A 23,966-nucleotide genomic window follows, 5' to 3' on the forward strand; every position below is an offset into this window, starting at 1 on the left:
GAACAGATTCATGAAGGCCTTGCAGACCCACGCCGTGGGCGGACCCGAAACGCTCGTCCTCGACGATCTGCCCGACCCCGTTGCCGGGCCCGGCCAGGTGATCGTCGCGGTCAAGGCGTGCTCGATCAACTTCCCCGACACGCTGATGATCCGCGATCTCTACCAGTTCAAGCCCGCGCGTCCGTTCTCGCCGGGCGGTGAACTCGCAGGCGTGATCGACTCCGTGGGCGAGGGCGTCACTCAGTGGAAGGTCGGCGACCGCGTGATCGCCATGGTCGGCAACGGGGGCTTGCGCGAAAAGGTCGTGGCCGATCCGGCCCGCCTGTTCGCGCTGCCCGAAGGCGTCGATTTCGAAACCGGCGCTTCGCTGCTGATGACCTATGGCACCAACATCCACGGCCTCGTCGATCGCGGCCAGATCAAGGCGGGCGATACCGTGCTGGTGCTGGGCGCGGCAGGTGGCATCGGCCTTGCGGCGATCGAGCTGTCCAAGGCGTTCGGCGCGCGCGTCGTCGCTGCCGTCTCGACCGAGGAAAAGGGCCAGATCGCGCGCGAAGCGGGCGCCGACGAAGTGGTGATCTACCCGCGCGCGCCGCTCGACAAGGCGCAGTCCAAGGCTCTGGCCGAAGCGTTCAAGGCCGCTTGTGGCCCCAACGGCGCGGACATCGTCTACGACGTGATCGGCGGGGACTACTCCGAACCCGCCGTGCGCGCGATCGCGTGGGAAGGCCGCTTCCTCGTCGTCGGCTTCACCGCGGGCATCGCCAAGCTGCCGCTCAACCTCACCTTGCTCAAGGCCTGCGACGTGCGCGGCGTGTTCTGGGGCGCCTGGACCGCGCGCGAGCCGGAAAAGTTCAAGGCCGAAGTCGCGCAGCTGTTCGACATGGTCAAGGCGGGCAAGATCCGCCCGCGCGTCTCGGCCCGCTTCCCGCTGGCGCAGGGCGGCGATGCCATCGCCATGCTCGAAAACCGGCTTGCGGTCGGCAAGGTCGTGGTGACGATGTAAGCGAAAGAAGAGGAAGGCAGGGGTTTACCACCCCTGCACCCCGTGGACGTCTTCCGGTGCAACCGCAGGCGGTGGTTGAAGGGGCGCTCAGTTCCGGCTGTCGTACGTGGGCAGGCCCAGCCGCCAGTGGATCGCCGCGCCGCGCAGCGCGAAGCCTGCCAGCGCCGCCACCGTCCATACCGGCGCATCGGGCAGGGCCAGCGCCTTGCCGCCCGCGCACAGCACCGACGACAGCGCCGCAGCGGTCACGTAAAGCTCCGGCCGCATTAGGATCGACGGACGCCCGGCCAGCACGTCGCGAATGATCCCGCCGACGCAGCCGGTGATCACGCCCATCAGCATGGCCGGCACGGGCGCGACGCCATAGGCCAGCGCCTTGGCCGTGCCCAGCACCGCATAGGCGCCAAGGCCGACCGCATCGGCCCATTCCAGCACGGGCCGATCCCACCAGCGATGCGGCGTGAACCACGTCACCAGCGCCACGCCGAGGCATACCGGCGCCACGGCGGGATCGCGCACCCAGAACACCGGCGCGCCGATCAGCAGGTCACGGATCGATCCGCCGCCGACCCCCGTCACCAGCGCAAAGAAGGTCATCGTGACGAGCGTCTGGCGCATCCGCGCAGCGAGCAAAGCACCGCTCAGCGCAAACACGGCGATCCCTGCAAGGTCCAGCACGCCGACGATGGCGGGAAGCGAGGGGGCAGGGAGCAACGGCGAAGGCATGGTGTCCTGATAGCAGTCTGGTCGGGCGAGGGCACCTGTCGTTTCAGGCGCAACCGGGATGTGCGAAAATGCCCTCCCCGAACCCCTCCCGCAAGCGGGGTGGGCCGCCGCGTCTACCCCGAAAAGCCAAAGGGCCGCGCCGGTCTCCCCGCGCGGCCCCTTGCGTCTGTGCCGGTGAAGGCGATCAGATGTGGATCGGCTTGCCCGTCACGCCCATCGCGGCTTCCTTCAGCGCTTCCGAATGGGTCGGATGCGCGTGGCAGGTATAGGCGATGTCTTCGCTGGTGGCGCCGAATTCCATGGCGAGCGCGGCCTCGGCGATCATCGTGCCGGCAACGCTGGCGATTGCCCACACGCCCAGCACGCGGTCGGTCTTGGCATCCGCGATCACCTTCACGAAGCCGTCGGGCTCGTGGTTGGTCTTGGCGCGGCTGTTGGCGAGCATCGGGAACTTCGAGACCTTGATCTCGCCCTTTTCCTTCGCGGCTTCCTCGGTCAGGCCCACGCCCGCGAATTCGGGCATGGTGTAGACCACGCCGGGGATCACGTCGTGGTTCACGATGCCGGTGAGGCCGGCGATGTTCTCGGCCACGGCGATGCCTTCGTCCTCGGCCTTGTGCGCCAGCATCGGGCCGGGGATCACGTCGCCCACGGCCCACACGCCGTCGATCCTGGTGGCGAAGTCGTGGTCGGTTTCGATCTGGCCGCGCGCGTTCAGCTCCAGCCCGATCTTGTCGAGGCCGAGGCCATCGACGTTCGGTCGGCGGCCAATGGCCACCAGCACGCAGTCGGCTTCGATCGTCGCCGCCTCACCGCCCTTGGCCGGTTCGACGGTAAGGGTCGCCTTGCTGCCATTCACGGCAACGCCCGTCACCTTGGTGCCGAGCTTCAGCTCCATGCCCTGCTTCTTGAAGATCTTGGCGGCTTCCTTGCGGACATCGCCGTCCATGCCGGGCAGCAGCTGATCGAGGAACTCGACCACGGTGACCTTTGCGCCGAGGCGACGCCACACCGAACCCAGCTCCAGCCCGATCACGCCGCCGCCGATCACGACGAGGTGGTCGGGCACCTTCTTCAGCGACAGCGCGCCGGTCGAATCCACGATCACGCCCGCATCGTTGTCGACGGTCACGCCCGGCAGCGGGGTAACGCTCGAACCCGTGGCGATCACGACGTTCTTCGCGGTGACCTTCTCGCCATTGACGGTGACGGTGTGCGCGTCCTCGAAGCTGGCGTAGCCCTTGAGCCACGTCACCTTGTTCTTCTTGAACAGGAACTCGATGCCGCCGGTCAGGCCCTTTACCGAATCCGCCTTCTGCGCCAGCATCGCGTCGAGATCGAGCGTGACCTCGCCGGTCTTGATGCCATACGTCGCGAAGGTGCCGTTCTTCGCTTCGTCGAACTTTTCCGAGCCGTGCAGCAGTGCCTTGCTCGGAATGCAGCCGACGTTGAGGCAGGTGCCGCCCAGCGTTTCGCGCCCTTCGGCGCAGGCGGTCTTGAGGCCCAGCTGCGCCGCGCGGATCGCCGCGACATAGCCGCCGGGGCCGGCACCGATGACAAGGACGTCGTAATCGTAATCAGCCATGGTCTTGGCCTCCATTGCGCACGCCCTTCCTAACAAGTCGGCGCGCGCGAAACATTACCTACCTTCGTCATTCCCGCGAAGGCGGAAACCCGGTCCAGCGCCGCCCCACGGCTCCCGCCTTCGCGGGAATGACGGGGCATTGCTGGCCAGTCGGATCACATGTCGATCAGCAGGCGCGTCGGATCCTCGATCGCTTCCTTGATCGTCTTCAAGGCGGTCACCGCCTCGCGACCGTCGATCAGGCGGTGATCGTAGCTCAGCGCGATGTACATCATCGGGCGGATCACGATCTCGCCGTTGCGAACGACCGGGCGGTCCTCGATGCGGTGCAGGCCGAGCACGGCCGACTGCGGCGGGTTGATGATCGGAGTCGACATCAGGCCGCCGAACACGCCGCCGTTCGAGATGGTGAAGGTGCCACCCGCCATGTCGGCCATGGTCAGCGCGCCGTCACGCGCCTTTTTGCCGTAGTTCGCGATGGCCTTCTCGATGTCGGCGAAGCTCATCTTGTCCACATCGCGGACCACCGGCACGACAAGGCCGTTCGGCGCGGAGACCGCGACCGAGATGTCGACGTAGTCGAAGTAGACGATCTCTTCGCCCTGGATCTGCGCGTTGACCGAGGGAATGTCCTTCAGCGCCAGCACCGAAGCCTTGGCGAAGAACGACATGAGGCCAAGCTTCACGCCGTGCTTCTTTTCGAACACGTCCTTGTACTTCGCGCGCGCTTCCATGACGGCGGTCATGTCCACGTCGTTGAACGTGGTCAGCAGCGCGGCGGTTTCCTGCGCGCTCTTCAGGCGCTTGGCGATGGTCTGGCGCAGGCGCGTCATCTTGACGCGTTCCTCGTTGCGACCGGCAACCGGCGCTGCGGCAACCACCGGCGCAGCCGCCGTCACCACCGGAGCGGGTGCCGCCTGCTTGGCAACGGCCGCTGCCAGCACGTCTTCCTTGGTCAGGCGGCCATCCTTGCCGGTGCCCTTGACGCTCGACGGGTCGATCCCGTGTTCCAGCACCGCGCGGCGCACGGCGGGCGAAAGCACCGCTGCATCGTCGCCCTTGGGCGCGATCGTGTCGGACGCGGGAGGCACCGGGGCCTCGGTCCGCGCAACCGGCGCCGCGCCGCCCGCAGCGGCCACGCCGTCCTCGATCGTGCCGAGCAGCGCGCCGACCGAAACGGTGTCGCCTTCCTGCGCGATGTAGTTGCCCATCACGCCAGCGGCGGGGGCGGGCACGTCGACCGCGACCTTGTCGGTTTCGAGGCTGCAGATGGGCTCGTCGAGCGCCACCGCTTCGCCGGGCTTCTTGAGCCACTGGCCGACCGTCGCTTCGCTGACGCTTTCACCCAGCGTCGGAACCTTGACTTCGATGGACATGACTTGCGTTTCCTTGGGGAGAATTCTGGTGTCTGGTCAAAGAGCGGCGGCGGGCCTCAGGCCTTCTGCTTGCGACGGATTTCGCCGCGCACCGAAAGCGAGAGCGCATCGGCCACCAGCGCGGCCTGTTCGGCGGCATGGCGCTTGGCGAGGCCCGTCGCCGGCGAGGCGGCAGCGGCGCGACCGGCATAGCGAGCACGCGCGACCTTGGCCTTGGCGGCTTTCAGCGATTCCTCAATGAGCGGCTCGACGAAGAACCACGAACCGTTGTTCTTCGGCTCTTCCTGGCACCACACCACCTCTTCGAGGTTGGGCATGCGCGAGAAGCGCAGCGCCAGCGGCTCGCCGGGGAAGGGGTAGAGCTGTTCGAGACGGATGATCTGCACGTCCTTGGCTTCCGCCGCATCGCGCGCTTCGATCAGGTCGTAGGCGACCTTGCCGCTGCACAGCACCACCTTGCGGGTGTCCTGATCCGACGCGCCGTTGGTGTCGGACAGGATGCGCATGAAGTGCCCCTCGCCGATGAAGTCCTCGCGCACCGACTTTGCCAGCGGGTGGCGCAGCAGGCTCTTGGGCGTCATGATCACCAGCGGCTTGCGGAAGGGCCGGTGCATCTGGCGGCGTAGCACGTGAAAGTAGTTGGCCGGCGTGGTGATGTTGCACACCTGGATGTTGTCTTCGGCGCAAAGCTGCAGGTAACGCTCCAGGCGTGCCGAGGAATGCTCCGGCCCCTGGCCTTCATAGCCGTGCGGCAGCAGCATGACGAGACCATTGGCGCGCAGCCACTTGGCTTCGGACGCGGCAATGTACTGGTCCATCACGATCTGCGCGCCGTTGGCGAAGTCGCCGAACTGCGCTTCCCACAGCACCAGCGTCTTGGGGTCGGCGCTGGCATAGCCGTATTCGAAGCCCAGCACGCCATATTCCGACAGCGGGCTGTCATGCACCTCGAAGCGGCCGTGCGGCAGCGTCGTCAGCGGCACGTACTTGTGCTCGTCGGTCTGGTCGACCCACACCGAGTGGCGCTGGCTGAACGTGCCGCGGCCCGAATCCTGGCCCGACAGGCGCACGTTGAAGCCTTCGGTGACGAGGCTGCCATAGGCGAGCGCTTCGCCGGTGGCCCAGTCGAAGCCGACGCCGCTGGTGAACATCTCGCGCTTGGCGTCGAGCACGCGGCCCAACGTCTTGTGGATGGTCAGGCCTTCGGGAACGGTCGTCAGCACGCGGCCCAGGCTGTCGAACAGCTTGGCGTCGATGCCGGTCGAAACGTTGCGGCGCGCGGTCACCGGGTCGGCGGGCTTGTTCAGCCCCGACCAGCGACCGCCGAACCAGTCGGCCTCGTTCGCCTTGTAGCTCTTGGCCGCCTCGAACTCGCTTTCCAGCGTGGCGACGAAGTGGTCCTCGATCTCGCCCTTGGTGTTCTTGTCGATCACGCCTTGCGCGGTCAGGCGCTCGGCATAGATCGACGAGACCGCCGGGTGCTGGCGGATCTTGGCGTACATCAGCGGCTGGGTGAAGCCCGGCTCGTCGCCTTCGTTGTGGCCGAAGCGGCGATAGCACCACATGTCGACCACGATGTCGCGACCGAACTTCTGGCGATAGTCGATCGCCAGCTTGCAGGCGAAGGTCACGGCTTCGGGGTCGTCGCCGTTGACATGGATGATGGGGGCCTGCACGCCCTTGGCAACGTCCGACGGGTACGGAGAGCCGCGGCTGAACTGCGGGCTGGTGGTAAAGCCGATCTGGTTGTTGATGATGAAGTGCAGGCAACCGCCGGTGTTGTAGCCCTTCACGCCCGAGAAGCCGAAGCATTCCCAGACGATGCCTTGCCCTGCGAACGCCGCGTCGCCGTGGATCAGCACGGGCAGCACCTGCTTGTGCTTGCCTTCGCCCAGATCGTCGCGGAACGCCTGCTGCGCGCGTGCCTTGCCCAGAACCACCGGATCGACGGTTTCGAGGTGTGAGGGGTTGGGCTGAAGGCTCATGTGAACCTTGATCCCGTCGAACTCGCGGTCGGTGGATGTGCCGAGGTGGTACTTCACGTCGCCCGAACCACCGACGTCTTCGGGGTTCGCAGTGCCGCCCGAAAATTCGTGGAAGATCACGCGATAGGGCTTGGCCAGCACGTTGGCGAGCACGTTCAGGCGGCCACGGTGGGCCATGCCGTAGATGATCTCGCGCACGCCGAGCTGGCCGCCGTACTTGATCACGGCTTCCAGCGCCGGGATCATCGATTCACCGCCATCCAGGCCGAAGCGCTTGGTGCCGACGTACTTCTTGCCGAGGAACTTCTCGTACTGCTCGCCGCGCACCACGGCGGCGAGGATCGCCTTCTTGCCGTTGGGGGTGAAGTCGATCGACTTGTCGCCGCCTTCGATGCGGTCCTGGATGAAGCGACGCTCCTCCACGTCGGCGATGTGCATGTATTCGAAGCCGACCTTGCCGCAATAGTTCTTGCGCAGGATCGCTTCGACTTCGCGCACCGTGGCCCAGGTCAGGCCCAGCACGCCGCCCATGAACACCTTGCGGTCGAGGTCGGCGGGCAGGAAGCCGTGATAGGCGGGCGAAAGGTCGGCGGGCAGGTCCTGCCGGGCAAGGCCCAGCGGATCGAGATCGGCGGCAAGGTGGCCGCGCACGCGATAGGTGCGCACCAGCAGCATCGCGCGGATCGAATCCATCGCCGCCTTTTCCAGCGCGGCCTCGTCCAGAGCGGGCGCACCGCCGCCCTTCTTGGCGGCCTTGGCGATCTCGAGCTTGAGCGCCATCGGATCGAGCGCCTGGGTCAGGTCATCGCCAGCGGCGGCATCCATGATCGGCCAGCGCTTGGACTTCCACGAAGGCCCGGCCTGCGGGGCTTCCTGAAGCAGATCGGCGTCGAACTCGTGCACTTCCTGACCCATTTGTCACTCCTGCTGCCCCCGGGGAGGGTGGGGCTTCGGATCTGCGCGGGCGCAGGGTGCGCGCCGCGTCAGGTACTTTCCTGCGGGCGATACGTTCCGCCCAAATCGTCAACCATTCGCCCCGGTGCGATCACGCGTCCTAGGGCTTTGGTGCAAAGGCCCGCCAAGCGAGCCTCTAGGTAGTTTGCCGGAGGCGCAAGGCCGACCGGCAGAAGGAGGCGCGGGGCGACGCGCGCAGCGCCGCCCCGCATCCATCATCACGCCAGCGAGGGGTCGATGCCCTTGCACGCGACGAGCAGTTCCTTAACCGCGTCGACCGAGACCTGCAGCCCCGCCTTGTCGGCGTCGTCCAGTTCGATCTCGATGACCTTTTCCACGCCGTTCGCGCCGATCATCACCGGCACGCCGACATAGAGGCCGTCAACGCCGTACTGGCCATCGACATAGGCGGCGCAGGGCAGGATGCGCTTCTGGTCGCGCAGGTAGGCTTCGGCCATGGCGATGCCCGACGTGGCGGGCGCATAATATGCCGAGCCGGTCTTGAGCAGCGCGACGATCTCGCCGCCGCCCGAACGGGTGCGCTGCACGATCGCGTCGATGCGCTCCTGCGTCGACAGGCCCATCTTGACGAGGTCGGGAACGGGGATGCCGTTGACGGTCGAATAGCGCGTCACCGGCACCATCGTGTCGCCGTGGCCGCCGAGCACGAAAGTGTTCACGTCCTTGACCGAGACGTTGAACTCGTCCGCGATGAAGTGGCTGAAGCGCGCCGAATCGAGCACGCCGGCCATGCCGACGACCTTGTTGTGCGGCAGACCCGAAAATTCGCGCAGCGCCCAGACCATCGCGTCGAGCGGGTTGGTGATGCAGATCACGAAGGCGTCAGGCGCGTTGTCGCGGATGCCTTCGCCGACGGCCTTCATCACCTTGAGGTTGATGCCGAGCAGGTCGTCGCGGCTCATGCCGGGCTTGCGGGCAACACCGGCGGTGACGATGATGACGTCCGCGCCCGCGATGTCGGCATAGTCGTTGCTGCCGGTGATCTTGGCGTCGAAGCCTTCGACCGGGCCGCACTGCGACAGGTCGAGCGCCTTGCCCTGGGGCACGCCTTCGACAACGTCGAACAGGACGATGTCACCGAGTTCCTTCTGAGCGGCGAGGTGAGCCAGCGTGCCGCCGATGTTACCGGCGCCGATCAGGGCAATCTTCTTGCGAGCCATGAGCTTTTCGGTCCTTTCCCGAAAGACGCGGGACAAGAGGTCAGGCTTCCGCCGTTATCCGGTCCTCCCGCGCCCCGCGTGACGGGAAGGGTCCTGGCGGCTGGCACGCGCCCTAGGCCCCTCCTCAGGCGAAAGCAAGCCGCAAAAACCCTTGTTTTCGGGGTTTTTGTGATAACAGTTCGCAATAGCAATATACTTGAGGGAACGCGGCTTCGCACGCCGCGTCGGGCCAATCTCCGCAGCCCGTGCGGGGCTGTGTCAGGCCTCGCGCGCGAAGCGGCGGCTGGCCTCGCGCGCCTTGCGCCGGTCGAGCGTGCGGCACACTTCCAGCCACCAGGCCACCGAGTCGGCATCGCCGCAGCGTCGCGCGATCTCCGCTGCTTCGCACGCCCGTTCCGCCGCCGACAGACCGTGCGCCGCGAACATGCGCAAGGCTGCGTCGAGCAGGGCTTCGGGATCGAACGCCTTTGCAGGATCGGGATCGTTGTCGTTGGCCGGGTGGGTCGGCCCGGCGGGCAGCAGGCTGCGGCTGGGGCGGACGAGGCAGGGAGAGACGATCCCGTAGCGGGGGGCAAAGCGCAGCATGTGACGTGTCTCCATCGCAGTCGCCGGTTCCGCGCGCGGCACCGACGTCATCCTCCGCACAAGGCCTTAGCGAAGGCTGCATGAACACTCGGTTGGTCCACAAGGTAAAGGAAGCGATAACCCTCCATCCTGCATCGCGCTCAGGACGAACCGTTGCAAATCAGATCTATGCGCCCGGTCTGGCGATCCATTTGCCCGCGTTTTCGTAAGCCGGGTTGACCGCGCCCCCTTGCGGCAGGGCATCGCCCCGGAACACGGCATCGCCGCCGCGTTGCTCCACCTCGGGCGCATAGGCCGGCGCGGTCGCATGGGGCAGGGGCTGCTGGCCGAATGCAGCCCCCGTCGCCGCCGTCGCGCTCGCCCCTTGCGTCCGCAGCGCCGCCAGCCGCCCTTCCTCGAACGCGCGCTCCAGCGCGACCGGATCGGCGATGTCGGCGGGCGCCGGCGTCCAGCTGCGCGGGTGCGGTGCGGCCATCGGCTCGCCGCCCAGATAGACCGCGCTGAACGCCGCGGGCCGTCCCGCGCTGCCGCCCCAGCGATAGAAGCGGTGCGCGCCGATCGCGCCGACGAAGCTCAGCTTGTCGGCCCAGCCGGGATGCACCGCCCAGGTGTGGTAGTGCGTGGCAAGGCCCACCGGCGCATAGACCACGCCCGCCAGCGCATCGGCGGCGACGCGCCGCGCGCGATCCCAGAACTGCGCCACGGGCCTGCGCGCCAGCGATCCGTCGCAGGCGAAGCTGAACTGGCAGCCGGGCCGCTCCGAACCCTGGTAGACCACGCCGCAGACCGTGTGTGGATAGGCCGGGTGCGCCACGCGGTTGAGCACGACTTGCGCCACCGCGCGCTGCCCGGCGTCCGGCTCGCTCGCGGCTTCGTAATAGACCGCGGCGGTCAGGCATTGCAGCGCGCGCCAGCGGTCCTCGCCGCTGCCGCGCGCGATCAGGGGCCGCGCGGCGGGACCAGCGGGCGAGGAAGCATCTGCGTCGTCGCGCCGCGCCGCCCAGGCCGCAGCCGCGCTGTCGGGCGAAAGCAGGCCCGAATCCTCGGGGCTCAGATAGTAGAACGCCGATCCCGGAAAGCTCTCTCCGGGCCGTTCGAAGGGCTGCAATCCCGCTTGCGCCTGCGCCACGCGCATCCCTTGCGGATCGCCCCAGCCCATGCTGCCCAGCAGCGCCGCGCCAAGGCCGACGGCCACCACGCCCGCCACCCGCTGGCGCAGCTGCGAAGGGCGGCGCAAGGACCGGCGGACCGAGACCATGTCCTTCTGCCGGATGCGCGCGGTGAAGTCGCGCGGACGCGCCTCGTCGGTCCCCAGCACCAGGACGGGCGCGGGCACCGCGTGCGGCGGCAGGATCACCGGGCGATAGGCGATCGTCAGGGGCAAGGGGCGTGGGCCATGGCGTCGATAAGGTGGGCAACTCCGTCCGGAAACGCCGTAGCGCAAAACCGCGCCCGCCGCCGCATCCCATGTTCACCCGTCCCGATACGGCACGGCCCCCTTCTGCCGGGTTAACCGGCGCACTGCCGCCCTCTGCGCACGCGGCGGCCCTTGCCCGCAAGGGCAATCCCCGCTAACGGCCCGTCCCGACGCCACCGGCGCCCCGGAGACGGGGCTAAGAGGGAATCCGGAAGCCTTGCGCGCAAGGCCAGCCGGAGCTGCCCCCGCAACTGTGCCCGACGAGCGGACCGTCCACGCGCCACTGGGAAACCGGGAAGGCAGACGGAATGCGATGACCCGGGCGAGCCAGGAAACCTGCCGGTGTGTGGTCGTTCCGCGGCCGGGCGGGGTGTACCGGGCGTATGCGAGGATGGTGCGTGCCCAGGATGGCCCCGCGCATCTCCCGCCATGAACGGCAAGATCGTTCATGGGCCGGGAGTACAGACATGCGTTCGTCGTTCATCGCCCTTTCCTTCATGCTTGCGGCCGCCGCGGCGCCCGCCGTCCACGCCGAAGAGGACGGCGCGCCCATCACCGTTCTGGCCACGGGCAGCGAGACCGCCATCGACCAGACCGGCCAGGCCATTGCCGTCGTCACCGCCGCCGATCTCGATCGCCTGCAAGGTCCCGATCTCGTGCGCGTGATCGAACAGCTTCCCGGCGTCAGCCTGGCGCGCACCGGCGGGCTTGGCGCGCAGACCAGCCTGTTCGTGCGCGGTGCCAATTCCGAACACGTGCTGGTGCTGGTCGATGGCGTGCGGCTGAACGATGTGTCCTCGCCCAAGGGTGCCAACGATTTCGCCACGCTGCAGACTGGCGGGATCGGCCGCGTCGAACTGCTGCGTGGCTCCAATTCGGTGGTCTGGGGGTCCGAGGCGATCGGCGGCGTGCTGGCGGTGACCACGCGCGAATTCAACGGCGTTGAAGCCAACGCCGAAGGCGGATCGTACAACACCTTCTCGGGCAGCGCCGTCGCGGGCCTTGCGGGCGATCGTGGCGCGATCAGCGTGACCGGCGGCTATGACCGCACCGACGGCGTTTCGGCGGCGCGCGACGGCACCGAGGCTGATGGCTACGACCAGTGGCGCGTCGGCGGACGCGGCCGGTTCGAAGTCGCGCCCGGCCTGAACGTCCTCGCCACTGCCCGCTATGCGCGCAGCCGCACCGAGATCGACGGCTACGCGCCGCCGTTCTACACCTTTGGCGATACCGCCGAATACCAGATCACCCGCCAGTTCAGCGCGCGCAGCGGTCTCAGCTATCGTTCCAGCGCGCTCGATCTTGATGCCGGTTATGCGATTTCGGACACGCGCCGCGATACCTACGATGGCAGTCCCGCCGACCTCCTCGAATACGGCTATGCCGGTCGCAGCGAGCGGGCGGAACTGACCGGACGCCTGCGCCTGCCGCAGAACTTCGCGCTGGATTTCGGCACCGACCGCGAATTGCAGCGCCTGCCGCGCGAAGGCGAAGCCTCGCCGCGCAGCCGCCTGTGGAGTGGCCATGCCCTGCTCGGCTGGTATGGCGAGCGTGCGCAGATCGCTGCGGGCCTGCGCTACGACGATCATAACACTTATGGACACAACTGGAGCTTCGGCGCCAACGGCAGCCTGCGCGTGGGCAAGGCGCTGCGTCTGCGCGCCAGCTATGGCGAAGGCTTCCGCGCCCCGACGCTGTTCGAACTCTACGATCCCACTTATGGCAATGCCGCCTATGTCACGCTTGGCGCCAAGGCGCTCGCCCCCGAACGCAGCCGCAGCTACGAGGCGGGTGTCGAATGGGGCGACCGCGCCAAGACCTTCGCTGCCGTAACCGCGTTCCGCCGCGACAGCCGCGACCTTGTCGACTTCTTCAGCTGTTACGGGCTGACCGGCACGTTGTGCGATGCGGCCAATCTGGCGGGCTTCGGCTTTGGCGGCTACTACTACAACGCCGGTCGCACCAGGGCCGAAGGGGTGGAGCTTGAATTCGCGGCGCACCCGGTGGAGACGCTGGCCGTGCGCATCAACGCAAGCCTGCTGCGCACGCGTGACCGCAACGTCGGCGGCTACACCTATGGCAACGAACTGCCGCGCCGCCCGTGGGCGACCGTCACCACCTCGATCGACTGGACCACGCCGCTCGCCGGGCTCGCGCTGGGCGCGGACACGCGTTTCCGGTCGGAAAGCTGGAACGATGCCGGCAACTTCACGCGCCTGCCCGGCGGCGTGATCGCCGATCTGCGCGCCAGCCTGCCGGTGACCGCGCGGGTGGAAGTCTATGGCCGCGTCGAGAACCTGTTCGACAGCTATGTGCCCACGGTGGCCGGATACAATACCTGGGGCCGTACCGCCTTCGCGGGCGTGCGGGTGAAGTATTAAGGCGTTTCTGCCATCCCCAGCCCCGACCCTCTCCGCGCTAGCGGAGGGGGCCACGAGGGCGAGGGGTGTTCCCCCGCTCCGCTTGCGGGGAGGGGGCCGGGGCATGGTGCTGCGCGCAACGACGGCCCTCGGGTGCCTGATGCTTACCGCCTGCATCCCGGCCAGCCATGCCGACGAACCGCCTGCGCCGCAGGTGCATCCCACGATCGTCAGCCTCAACCCCTGCGCCGACGCGATCCTGGCCGAAGTCGCCGATCCCGCGCAGATCCTCGCGCTGTCCCCCTACAGCCGCGATCCCCGGTCCAGCAGCATGGACGTACGCTTAGCGCGCCGCTTCGGCACCACGCGCGGCACGGTCGAGGAAGTGCTGGCGCTACGGCCCGACGTGGTGGTCGACAGCACCTTCGTCGCGCCCGCCACGGCGCAGGCCTATGCCCGGCTCGGCTTGCGGCTGGAGACCTCGGGCATGGCCGCCACGCTCGACCAGGCACGCGCGCAGGTGCGCGCGCTGGCCAGGGTCGCCGGGCATCCCGATCGTGGCGAGGCGCTCGTCGCCCGTATCGACGCGGCGCTGGCGGCCGCGGCCCCGCCAGCCAATGCCGCGCCGATTTCCGCCGTGCTGTGGCAATCGGGCGGGATCGTGCCGGGGGCCGATACCCTTGCCTCCGACCTGCTGACGCATACCGGCTTTGCCAATTTCAGCGCCTTGCGCGGCATGAACCAGGCCGATCGCCTGCCGCTCGAACGGATGCTGGCCGATCCGCCGCGCGTGATCCTGCTGGCCAGCGCCAGCGAAGGCGCCCGGGCAGAGGATGACCGCGCTCTGGCGCATCCGGCGCTGCGCAGCCTGTCGGGCACCACGCGCGCCGCCTTCGCGCCCAACCTGCTCTATTGCGGCGGCCCCACTATCATCCGCGCCGCCGCGCGCCTTGCCGAAGTGCGCCGCGCGCTCCTCGCCCGAACCGGCACGCCCGTGCGGGCAGCGCGATGATGACCCGGCCCGTCCTCCTGCTCGCGGCGCTGCTGGCGCTGGCGCTGCCGTTTTCGCTGCTGGCGGGGCAGGTGTGGATCAGCCCGTTCGGCACACCCGTGCGCAACGCCGTGCCGATCCTGATGGAACTGCGCGCGCCGCGCGCGGTGCTGGCGCTGATCGTCGGCGGCGGACTTGGCGCGGCGGGCGCGGCGATGCAGGGCTACTTGCGCAATCCGCTGGCCGATCCGGGCCTGTTCGGCGTCGCTCCGATGGCGGCACTGGGCGCGGTGCTGTCGTTCTACACCGGCTATGCGGTGCAGCCTTTTGCGCTGCCCGTGTTCGCGCTGACCGGCGGGGCGCTTGCCATGGCGCTGCTGGCGCTGATCGCGGGGCGGACCGGGGGCCTGGCACTGTTCACGCTTGCGGGCATGATGATTGCCAGCCTTGCGGGCGCGCTCACCAGCCTTGCCATCAGCCTTTCGCCCAACCCCTTTGCCCTGTCCGAGATCGTCACCTGGCTGATGGGCGCGCTCGCCGATCGCGGCTGGCAGGACGTTGCCGTGGCCGCGCCGCCGACGCTGCTCGGGCTCCTGCTGCTTGTCCGCACCGGTCGCGCGCTCGATGCGCTGACGCTGGGCGAGGCGGCGGCGCGCTCGCTGGGCGTCGATCCGGTGCGCCTGCAATGGCTGATGGTGGCAGGCGTCGGCTGCGTGGTCGGTGCGGGCGTGGCGGTGGCCGGGATCATTGGCTTCGTCGGGCTGATCGTGCCGCACATGGTACGCCCCTTCACCGACCAGCGCCCGTCGGCACTGCTGCTGCCGAGTGCGCTTGCGGGCGCGCTGCTGCTGCTCGTGGCCGATTGCCTGTGCCGCGTCGTCCCGCTACCCGGCGGCGAACTGCGCCTCGGCATCGCGCTCAGCCTTGCGGGCGCGCCCTTCTTCCTGCGCCTGTTGCTGCAGATGCGGCGGGATCTCGCATGACGCTGGCCGCGCGCAACCTCACCGTGCCGGGCCGCCTGTCCGACGTTTCCGTGGCATTGCATCGGGGCGAAGTGACGGCGATCCTGGGCCCCAACGGCGCAGGCAAATCCACGCTGCTGTCGGCACTCGCCGGGCTCTCGCCGGGTCCGGTCGCGCTCGATGACGCGCCGCTCGCCACCATGCCCCCGCGCGAACGGGCGCGGCGCATCGGCTATCTGCCGCAAGCGGGTGAAGTCGCGTGGAACGTGTCGGTGCTCACGCTGGCCGGGCTCGGGCGCCTGCCGCACGATACCGGCCCAGCCGAAAACGCCAGCATCGTCGATGCCGCGCTCACCGCGCTCGATCTCGACGCTCTGGCCGGTCGTCCGGTCGCGCAACTGTCGGGCGGAGAGCGCGCGCGCGCGCTGCTGGCGCGGGTGCTGGCGGGGCAGCCCGACTGGGTGCTGGCCGACGAACCGCTCGCCGCGCTCGACCTGGCGCACCAGCAGGCGCTGCTCGTCCGCTTGCGTGATCTGGCGCGGCGCGGCGCTGGCGTGGTGGTGGTGGTCCATGATCTTGCGCTGGCGATGAATCACGCCGATCGCGTGCTGGTGCTGCGCAAGGGGCAACTGGTGGCCGATGGCCCGCCCCACGCCGCGCTGACCAAGGCTTGCATCGCGCAAGTCTGGCAGGTGCGGGCGCGCTGGCATGGCGAGCCCGGCGCGCGCGCGCTGGCACTGATCTGAAGCGGATCAGCCGACCAGCGGCTCCATTTTCGCCTCGGTCAGCGCTGCCGCGAAATTCTGGACGAAATGCGCGGCGAAGTGGTCGCGCTCGCTGCGGCGCATGGCAGGATTGCTGCACGGGGGATCGTGGGGAATGGCGCCGAACAGATGCACCGCCGGTGGGGCAGGGTGCGCCACTTCGTCTTTCCGCTCCCGGATCAGGTCCAGGGTCACGACACGATTCCTTCCATCAATTCCGTGTTGGAAGGTTTCTTACCATGCCTGCGGGCCCTCATGCTTGTACGCACACGACATTCGCCCCGGCAAAAGCTGCCAGCGCAAGGACCGTGCAACCGGAGAAGGGCGCAAGGCCCGTCCCCGGTTGCCTGCGATCACAGCACGAAGTCGCCCGCCACCAGGTCGAGCGTACCGTTCAGGCGAATGACGAGGTCGGCCACGCCATCGCCGTTGGTTTCGGCTTCCACGTAAGTGTAGCCACCGTTCTGCACGTAGTGGACCTGCCCCGCCTTGGTGAACGCCGCGGTGCCGATGAAGGCGAAGGCCTGGTTGCCCGTGGCGGCAGCCTTGGTGTTCGCATCGATCAGCGACAGGTCGATGCGGTCGGCCTGCGCATGGGAAAAATCGGTGATGCGATCGGCCGTGGCGCGGGTCTTGCCCGTCTCGCCCGTGGCATAGACGAAGCTGTCGGCGCCCGTGCCCCCGGTCAACGTGTCGAGCCCGGTCCCGCCGCGCAGCGCGTCGTTGCCGGCGTCGCCGATCAGGCGATCGGTGCCGCCATCGCCATAGAGGCGATCGTCGCCAGCGCCGCCGTTCAGCGTGTCGGCCGATGCGCCTGCACGCAGGATGTCCGCGCCCGCGCCGCCCTTCAGCACGTCGGCCCCGTCGTCGCCGAGGATAGTGTCGTCGCCATCGCCGCCGTCGAGCGTGTCGTTGCCCGCCAGTCCCTTGATCGTGTCGTTTCCGGCAAAGCCGATGATCGTGTCGTCATGTTCGGTGCCGGTCAGCGTCTCGCCTGCCGCCGTGCCGAAATAGACCCACGAATAGCTCGGCGTATAGCCGCCGAAGTTGTCGGCGGTGAGTACGGCGGGGAACAGCCCTTCCAGCCGCGCCACCGTCTCGAAGTCGTAGGTGTTCCCGGCATAGCCGTCGCGGTCCATCTGGATCAGCGTGTCGCCGCCTTCGGCCACAAGCCGCAGGTGCCCGTCGCCGAACGGGTTGGACAGCGGGACGAGGCCCGTCATCCGTGCGATCAGGTCGTCCAGCGCGAACACGTCGCCGCCCGCGCCTGCGGCAAAGTCGGTCACCGTCACCTGTGCCTTGCCCGCGCCTGCACCGCCCAGCCGGATCGTGTCGCTGCCATCGCCCAGCGTGAAGGTCTGCACGCCGCCCTTGACCAGCGTGGAGACCACTGTGTCCTGGCTCGCGCCGCCGATCACCACCGCGTTGTCGACGGCCAGCACGACCTTGGCGCCGTTGCCGACGTAGGGATTGCTCGCCTCGTCGTCGGTCTCGATATGCGCCAGCCCGTTGGCACCGGCGAGGCCCGTCACGGTGATCGTGTCATAGCCCTTGCCCCCCTTCACCTGCAGCACGTTGCCGGTCTTCAGCGTCAGCATGGCGGTGTCGTTGCCATCGCCCAGGTCGATGTCGTCGCTGCCGCCCGAATCCGAACCCGTGTCCTCGACCTTGTCGTTGCCGGTGCCCGCCAGGATCGTATCGTTGCCCGCGCCGCCCGACAGCACGTCGTCGCCGCCCCGGCCTTCGATGCGGTCGTCGCCCGCCTTGCCCAGGATGGTGTTGACGGAATCGTTGCCATAAAAGGCATCGCCCTTGTTCGAACCGATCACCTGCTCGATGTTGTCGAGCCGGTCCGCCCCGCTGGCGGCGCTGCCAAAGTATGCGATCGAGCCGGTGGCGTCCCCGGCATACGTCACGGTGTCGAACCCGTCGCCGCCATCCACGCTGTCGTCGCCCGTGCCCGGACGGAAGGTATCGTCCCCGCCAAGGCCGATCAGCACGTCCGCACCGCCAAGGCCCGCGATCGTGTTGGCCGCGGCATTGCCGGTAATGCGGTTGCCCCCGGCGTTGCCGGTCGCGTCGATCGCGCTCGTGCCGGTCAGCTCTAGGTTCTCGACATTGTCGGTCAGGGCATAGGTGATGCCCGCCTTGACCAGGTCGGTGCCTTCGCCTGTGTTCTCCACCACGGTCGTTGCGGTGAAGTTGACGTTGTAGGTATCGTTGCCAGTGCCGCCGATGAACGTGTCGCCCGCGCTGTTGGCGAAGAAGCTGTCGTCGCCACCCAGCCCGCGCAGCACGTTGGCGCTCTTGTTGCCGACGATCAGGTTGGCAAGCTCGTTGCCGGTGCCATCGATGGTGCCACCGACGTCGAGCAGGAACAGTTCCTCGACATTGGCCGCGAGGGTATAGCTGACCTGCGTCAGCGCGCGGTCGTTGCCTTCGCCCGATGCCTCGGTCACCACGTCGGCGCTGGTGGTGATCTGGTACCAGTCGTCGCCGGTGCCGCCCACCATGGTGTCGATGCCGTTGCCACCCAGCAACTCGTCGTTGCCCGCGCCGCCGCTCAGGTAGTCATCGCCGCCATTGGTGACGATATAGTCGTTGCCTGCAAAGCCATAGACGCGGTCGGCCGCGTCGGATGTGTAGATCTCGTCGTTGCCTGCAAAGGCCCGTTCCAGCAGCGCGCGATCATCCACGCCGCTTGACGATTGCAGCGCGGCCTGCAGTGACGTTGCAGCAATGCTCACGCCCTGAATGGTGTAGAGCAAGTCGCCATTGCCATATTCGAGCAGGCCGGTGATGGTGCCCCCGGTCAGCCCGGAACCATTGGACGTCAGCCCGTAGCCACCCACATAGATTTCGCCATTATCGCCCCCCTGCGCGGCGGTGATATAGGCCGTGTCCTGATAGGTGACGCCCTCGTAGACGAAGTTGTCACCGTTGGTGAGGTCGGAATCGGTGCTGTTGCGCCAGTACCAGTTGAGATCGAGGTCGTCGAAATCGATGGGCACGTTGTTGGTGCGGACGGTGAAGATGGCCATGGTCGGTCTGGTCCCCGGTTCGGCAAGGTGGCTGGAGCGCGATCCCGCTGCGACATGCTGCACACGTCGCCGCCCCGCGTCGGTGCGAAGGGCTTATCGGCCTGATTTGCTGCACCTATTCCGCAAAGGCAAGAGCACATGCACAATAGCGGCGGTGGACGGCTAGAGCACGAAGTCGCCCGCCATCAGCGATACCGCGCCGTCCAGCCGGATGGCGAAGTCGGCCAGCCCGTCGCCGTTGGTGTCGCCCTCGACATACGTGTTGCCGCCATCGGTAATGACATGCAGCTGCCCGGCCACCTTGTCGAAGGCGGCGTTGCCGATGAAGGCGAAGGCCTGGTTGCCCGTCGTCATGCTGCTGGCGTCGATCCGCGACAGGTCGATGCGGTCGCCCTGCGCGTGCGAAAAGTCGGTGATCCGGTCGGAGCTGGCATGCGTCCGGCTGCTCTCGCCACTGGCGAACACGAAGCTGTCCACGCCGCTGCCGCCGGTCAGCACGTCGCGCCCCGTGCCTCCGCGCAAGGTGTCATTGCCTGCGCCGCCGCTCAGCTTGTCGCCGCCCGTGCCGCCGCTCAGTGTGTCGTTGCCGCCAAGGCCCGACAGCGCGTCCGCGCCCGCGCCGCCGGTCAGCACGTTGGCCACGGCATTGCCGCTGATGGTGTCCGCCGCCGCGCCGCCGGTCGCGTTCTCGATCGTCACGCCAAGCGCGATCGCCAGATTGCTGCGAAACTCGAACGGAGTGATCCCGTTCTGCTGGATCGAATCCCTCACGTCGGTGTTCACGAAATCGACGAAGAACTGGTATGTGCTCATCCGGTTCTGGAATGAAAAGTCGCTTTCGCCCGGCTGGCGCACCGGCTTGAACGACCTGACCTGATCGTCGAGCGTCCACACGCCGATGTCGCTGTAGGCTCCGGCGCGCAAGTCGATGTTGCACGCGCGGGTAAAGTTGGACACGTCGATGGTGTCCTTGCCGCCTGCATCCCAGATCGTCTGGACCTGCGCCTGCCCTTGGGTGAAGGTGTAAGTCGTGGCGCTCGCGCGCGTGGTCGTGTCCACACCATAGATCGCCTGCGCCGCCGCGATGTCGAGCACCATCGGCGTCACGGCCGACACTGTCTCGAAGTTCGACGAAACGCTGTTGCCCTCGAGCGTCACCGTCACCAGCGTGGCGTTGTGGGTATAGCTCATCACGGTGAACTGCGCGTCGTCGTAGCCCGTTGGCAGCGGCGTCCCCTCGAACGGGTGCTTCAGCCCCAGCGTGTGCCCGATCTCGTGGATCAGTACCTCGAAGTCGTAAGTGCCCGGCGCCATGCTCGCGCCGGTCGATTCGTTGTCGATCCAGATGTCGCCGACTTCGCTGCCGGGTGCCTGCGGGCCACCCTGATAGGCGTAGCCCGCCGTGCCGGGATCGGTGATATCGGTAAAGGCCACGCGTACTTCGCCGCTGGTCTGGCCGTCGTCGACCACTTGGGTGAAGTTGGCCTTGATCACCTCGTCCCACGCGGCGATCGCCTTGATGAAGTTGGCCGCCTGCGTGGCATCGAACGCCGAATAGCCGGTGAACGGCTCGCTTCCGGCGTCATACCCGGCCCAGCTCGAATCCGCGACTGCCACCGAAAAGGTCAACTGGTTCGCGCCCAGCGACGCCCCCGGCGCGCGCAGCCCGGCGTTGATCTCAGCCCGTGTCGCGCTCACCAGATCCATCGTCGTCCCTCCCGCCTGCGATGCGCCAGACTACCCCGCCTCGCCATGCCCGCCAATGCTAGACGAAGGCCGGTAAACGCGCTGTGACCAAGCGCACGGGGCGGAGCGCAAGCGAGGCCGTTCAATCTGCCCTCTGCGCATGCACTTCATCAACTAAACCCGCGCGCATTGCACGAAACCCCGCTGTGCCGCTTCCCTTCGCGTCACCTTGCCCCTGTGCAGGTTGCTCCCCACATCGCGACTTCGCCTTCGCGTGTCCGGCAAAACCCCGTTGCCTCAATCGAACAAATATGGAACACGGCACTTCATGTCCCTCACGACCATTTCGGTGCGCGGCGCGCGCGAGCACAACCTCAAGGGGATCGACGTCGATCTCCCCCGCGACAGCCTGATCGTCATCACCGGCCTGTCCGGCTCGGGCAAGTCCAGCCTCGCGTTCGACACGATCTATGCCGAAGGCCAGCGCCGCTACGTCGAAAGCCTGTCGGCCTACGCCCGCCAGTTCCTTGAAATGATGCAGAAGCCCGATGTCGAACACATCGACGGCCTCAGCCCCGCGATCTCGATCGAACAGAAGACCACCAGCCGCAACCCGCGCTCCACGGTCGCCACCGTGACCGAGATCTACGACTACATGCGCCTGCTGTGGGCGCGCGTCGGCACGCCCTACAGCCCGGCCACGGGCGAGCCGATCAGTGCGCAGACCGTCAGCCAGATGGTCGATCGCGTCATGGCCCTGCCCGAAGGCACGCGCGCCTACCTGCTCGCGCCTGCCGTGCGCGGTCGCAAGGGCGAATACCGCCGCGAACTCGCCGAATGGCAGAAGGCGGGCTATACCCGCGTGCGCATCAACGGCGAACTGATGGCGATCGAGGACGCCCCCGCGCTCGACAAGAAGCTCAAGCACGACATCGAGGTCGTCGTCGACCGCATCGCGGTGAAGGACGGCATCCAGACCCGCCTCGCCGACAGCTTCGAACAGGCACTGAAGCTCGCCGAGGGTCTCGCCTATGTCGACCTCGCCGATGGCGTCGTGCCGGGGCGAGAGGCCGAGGTCGAGGTCGAGACCAAGGGCAGGAAGGGGGCCCAAAAGGCCGGCATGAAGAAGACCGGCCTGCCCGCCAACCGCATCGTCTTTTCCGAAAAGTTCGCCTGCCCGGTCAGCGGCTTCACCATCGACGCGCTCGAACCGCGCCTGTTCTCGTTCAACGCCCCGCAGGGCGCGTGCCCGGCCTGCGACGGCCTCGGTGAAAAGCTGCTGTTCGATCCCCAGCTGGTCGTGCCCAACGAACACCTCTCGCTCAAGCAGGGCGCGATCGTGCCGTGGGCAAAGAGCAACCCGCCGTCGCCCTATTACATGCAGGTGCTCTCCAGCCTTGCCGATCACTTCGGCTTCGACCTGACCACGCCGTGGGATCAGCTGCCGCCTGAAGTGAAGATCGTCATCCTCTACGGCACCGCGGGCAAGGCCGTGCCGTTGACCTTCGTGGACGGCAAGAAGTCGTACACCGTGCAAAAGGCGTTCGAGGGCGTGATCGGCAACCTCAATCGCCGCATGCTGCAGACCGAGTCTGCGTGGATGCGCGAGGAACTGTCCAAGTTCCAGACCGCGCAGCCGTGCGAAACCTGTGAAGGCAAGCGCCTCAAGCCCGAGGCGCTCAGCGTCAAGGTTGCAGGGCACGACATCTCCAGCGTCACCCGCCTGTCGGTCGCGGCGGCGGTGGACTGGTTCCTCGCGCTTGATCAGCAGCTTACCGCGCAGCAGAGCCAGATCGCGAAAGCCATTCTCAAGGAAATCAACGAACGCCTTGGATTCCTGAACAATGTCGGTCTCGATTACCTGAACCTCGACCGCACTTCAGGTACGCTTTCGGGCGGTGAATCGCAGCGTATCCGGCTGGCCAGCCAAATAGGCTCCGGGCTTTCGGGCGTGCTCTACGTGCTCGACGAACCCAGCATCGGCCTGCACCAGCGCGACAACGACCGCCTGCTCGAAACGCTCAAGCGCCTGCGCGATCTTGGCAACACGGTGATCGTGGTGGAGCATGATGAGGACGCCATACGGACCGCCGACTACGTGGTCGATCTTGGCCCCGGCGCAGGCGTCCACGGCGGCGAGATCGTCGCGCAGGGCACGCTGGCCGACATCCTCGCCAGCCCCGACAGCCTGACCGGGCAGTACCTTACCGGCGCGCGTCGCATTGAAGTCCCCAAGCAGCGTCGCAAGGGCAACGGGCTGAAACTGACGGTCGAAGGCGCGCGCGCCAACAACCTCAAGGACGTGACGGCCAGTATCCCGCTCGGCACCTTCACGTGCGTCACCGGCGTTTCCGGCTCGGGCAAGTCGAGCTTCACCATCGACACGTTGCACGCCGGGGCCGCGCGCGCGCTCAATGGCGCGCGCGTGATCGCCGGGCCGCACGATCGCATCACGGGCCTTGAACACTGCGACAAGGTGATCGAGATCGACCAGTCGCCCATCGGCCGCACCCCGCGCTCCAACCCGGCCACCTACACCGGCGCCTTCACCTTGATCCGTGACTGGTTTGCCGGCCTGCCCGAAAGCGCCGCGCGTGGTTACAAGGCCGGGCGCTTCAGTTTCAACGTCAAGGGCGGTCGCTGCGAAAAGTGCCAGGGCGATGGCCTGATCAAGATCGAGATGCATTTCCTGCCCGACGTCTATGTCACCTGCGAGGAGTGTGGCGGCAAGCGCTACAACCGCGAAACGCTGGAAGTGAAGTTCAAGGGCCACTCCATCGCCGATGTGCTCGACATGACGATCGAGGACGCCGAGGAGTTCTTCAAGGCCGTGCCCCCGATCCGCGACCGGATGCACATGCTCAACGAAGTGGGCCTCGGCTACGTCAAGGTCGGCCAGCAGGCCACCACGCTGTCCGGCGGCGAGGCGCAGCGGGTGAAGCTGGCCAAGGAACTCGCCCGCCGCTCAACCGGCCAGACGCTCTACATCCTCGACGAGCCGACCACCGGCCTTCACTTCGAAGACGTGCGCAAGCTGCTGGAAGTGCTGCACCGCCTCGTCGACCAAGGCAATTCTGTGGTCGTCATCGAACACAACCTCGATGTCATCAAGACCGCCGACTGGCTGCTCGACATGGGGCCTGAAGGCGGCGTGCGCGGCGGCGAACTCGTGGCCGAAGGCACGCCCGAACAGGTGGCGCAGAACCCGCGCAGCTTCACCGGCCACTACCTGCAACCGCTGCTGACGCGCTGATCGAATGCCCCCTTCGCGGCGAAGGGGGCAAGGCACGGCGCTGCGGGCACCTGCGTTCCGTCACTTGAACCCCGGCACCGTGCTGGTAGGTTTG

16 protein-coding genes and 1 riboswitch are annotated in these 23,966 nt (G+C 67.5%); of the genes, 6 read left to right on the forward strand and 10 right to left on the reverse strand.

What is annotated here, in order from left to right; all coding sequences use genetic code 11:
* The first annotated feature begins 10 nt into the window (after positions 1-10).
* A complete protein-coding gene (locus K3A84_RS06760) occupies positions 11-1,006 on the forward strand; it encodes an NADPH:quinone oxidoreductase family protein (RefSeq protein WP_225008563.1) in 996 nt (331 codons plus the stop codon).
* A gap of 87 nt (positions 1,007-1,093) precedes the next feature.
* Here the strand turns inward: K3A84_RS06760 and K3A84_RS06765 are convergent, their stop codons facing one another.
* The 7 genes from K3A84_RS06765 to K3A84_RS06795 form a co-directional block, all read right to left on the reverse strand.
* Positions 1,094-1,732 carry a trimeric intracellular cation channel family protein gene (locus tag K3A84_RS06765; protein WP_225008564.1) on the reverse strand — a complete coding sequence of 213 codons (639 nt, stop codon included), beginning with the start codon at positions 1,730-1,732 and terminating at the stop codon, positions 1,094-1,096.
* A 184-nt stretch (positions 1,733-1,916) separates the two neighbouring features.
* Positions 1,917-3,317 (reverse strand): dihydrolipoyl dehydrogenase, encoded by a 1,401-nt coding sequence (gene lpdA / locus K3A84_RS06770; RefSeq protein WP_225008565.1) that lies wholly within the window; start codon positions 3,315-3,317, stop codon positions 1,917-1,919.
* A gap of 155 nt (positions 3,318-3,472) precedes the next feature.
* On the reverse strand, positions 3,473-4,693 hold the full coding sequence (gene odhB / locus K3A84_RS06775; protein ID WP_225008566.1) for a 2-oxoglutarate dehydrogenase complex dihydrolipoyllysine-residue succinyltransferase: 1,221 nt from the start codon (positions 4,691-4,693) through the stop codon (positions 3,473-3,475).
* Between the two features lie 56 nt (positions 4,694-4,749).
* Positions 4,750-7,593 (reverse strand): 2-oxoglutarate dehydrogenase E1 component, encoded by a 2,844-nt coding sequence (locus K3A84_RS06780; protein WP_225008567.1) that lies wholly within the window; start codon positions 7,591-7,593, stop codon positions 4,750-4,752.
* Positions 7,594-7,850: 257 nt separating this feature from the next.
* On the reverse strand, positions 7,851-8,813 hold the full coding sequence (mdh, locus tag K3A84_RS06785; RefSeq protein ID WP_225008568.1) for a malate dehydrogenase: 963 nt from the start codon (positions 8,811-8,813) through the stop codon (positions 7,851-7,853).
* Between the two features lie 258 nt (positions 8,814-9,071).
* Complete coding sequence (locus tag K3A84_RS06790; RefSeq protein ID WP_225008569.1) at positions 9,072-9,398, reverse strand: hypothetical protein; 327 nt, start codon at positions 9,396-9,398, stop codon at positions 9,072-9,074.
* A 166-nt stretch (positions 9,399-9,564) separates the two neighbouring features.
* Positions 9,565-10,782, reverse strand: a complete 1,218-nt coding sequence (locus K3A84_RS06795) for a cell wall hydrolase (protein WP_225008570.1) — start codon at positions 10,780-10,782, stop codon at positions 9,565-9,567.
* Between the two features lie 193 nt (positions 10,783-10,975).
* Positions 10,976-11,172, forward strand: a riboswitch (cobalamin riboswitch).
* A gap of 110 nt (positions 11,173-11,282) precedes the next feature.
* Between K3A84_RS06795 and K3A84_RS06800 the strand changes: the two genes are divergently transcribed.
* The 4 genes from K3A84_RS06800 to K3A84_RS06815 all read left to right on the forward strand — a co-directional run bounded on the left by K3A84_RS06800 (position 11,283) and on the right by K3A84_RS06815 (position 15,874).
* Positions 11,283-13,196 (forward strand): TonB-dependent receptor plug domain-containing protein, encoded by a 1,914-nt coding sequence (locus K3A84_RS06800; protein WP_225008571.1) that lies wholly within the window; start codon positions 11,283-11,285, stop codon positions 13,194-13,196.
* 139 nt (positions 13,197-13,335) lie between these two features.
* The gene (locus K3A84_RS06805; protein WP_225008572.1) at positions 13,336-14,187 is read left to right on the forward strand and encodes an ABC transporter substrate-binding protein; all 852 of its coding nucleotides are present in this window, start codon (positions 13,336-13,338) and stop codon (positions 14,185-14,187) included.
* Positions 14,187-15,149: a FecCD family ABC transporter permease gene (locus K3A84_RS06810; protein WP_225008900.1), complete on the forward strand. Its 963-nt coding sequence runs from the start codon at positions 14,187-14,189 to the stop codon at positions 15,147-15,149. Before K3A84_RS06805 ends, K3A84_RS06810 begins: the two co-directional genes overlap by 1 nt.
* Positions 15,146-15,874, forward strand: a complete 729-nt coding sequence (locus K3A84_RS06815; protein ID WP_225008573.1) for an ABC transporter ATP-binding protein — start codon at positions 15,146-15,148, stop codon at positions 15,872-15,874. Before K3A84_RS06810 ends, K3A84_RS06815 begins: the two co-directional genes overlap by 4 nt.
* Before the next feature lie 6 nt (positions 15,875-15,880).
* Here the strand turns inward: K3A84_RS06815 and K3A84_RS06820 are convergent, their stop codons facing one another.
* The 3 genes from K3A84_RS06820 to K3A84_RS06830 form a co-directional block, all read right to left on the reverse strand.
* Complete coding sequence (locus K3A84_RS06820; protein WP_225008574.1) at positions 15,881-16,087, reverse strand: hypothetical protein; 207 nt, start codon at positions 16,085-16,087, stop codon at positions 15,881-15,883.
* A 158-nt stretch (positions 16,088-16,245) separates the two neighbouring features.
* Positions 16,246-18,933: a beta strand repeat-containing protein gene (locus K3A84_RS06825; RefSeq protein WP_225008575.1), complete on the reverse strand. Its 2,688-nt coding sequence runs from the start codon at positions 18,931-18,933 to the stop codon at positions 16,246-16,248.
* 162 nt (positions 18,934-19,095) lie between these two features.
* Positions 19,096-20,640 carry a M10 family metallopeptidase C-terminal domain-containing protein gene (locus K3A84_RS06830; protein WP_225008576.1) on the reverse strand — a complete coding sequence of 515 codons (1,545 nt, stop codon included), beginning with the start codon at positions 20,638-20,640 and terminating at the stop codon, positions 19,096-19,098.
* A gap of 307 nt (positions 20,641-20,947) precedes the next feature.
* On the opposite strand from K3A84_RS06830, the gene uvrA reads away from it, so the two are divergent.
* Positions 20,948-23,872, forward strand: coding sequence for an excinuclease ABC subunit UvrA (gene uvrA / locus K3A84_RS06835; RefSeq protein ID WP_225008577.1), 2,925 nt, complete (start codon positions 20,948-20,950; stop codon positions 23,870-23,872).
* Positions 23,873-23,966 lie beyond the last annotated feature (94 nt).

It is taken from the genome of Novosphingobium percolationis (genome assembly GCF_020179425.1).
GTDB lineage: Bacteria > Pseudomonadota > Alphaproteobacteria > Sphingomonadales > Sphingomonadaceae > Novosphingobium > Novosphingobium percolationis.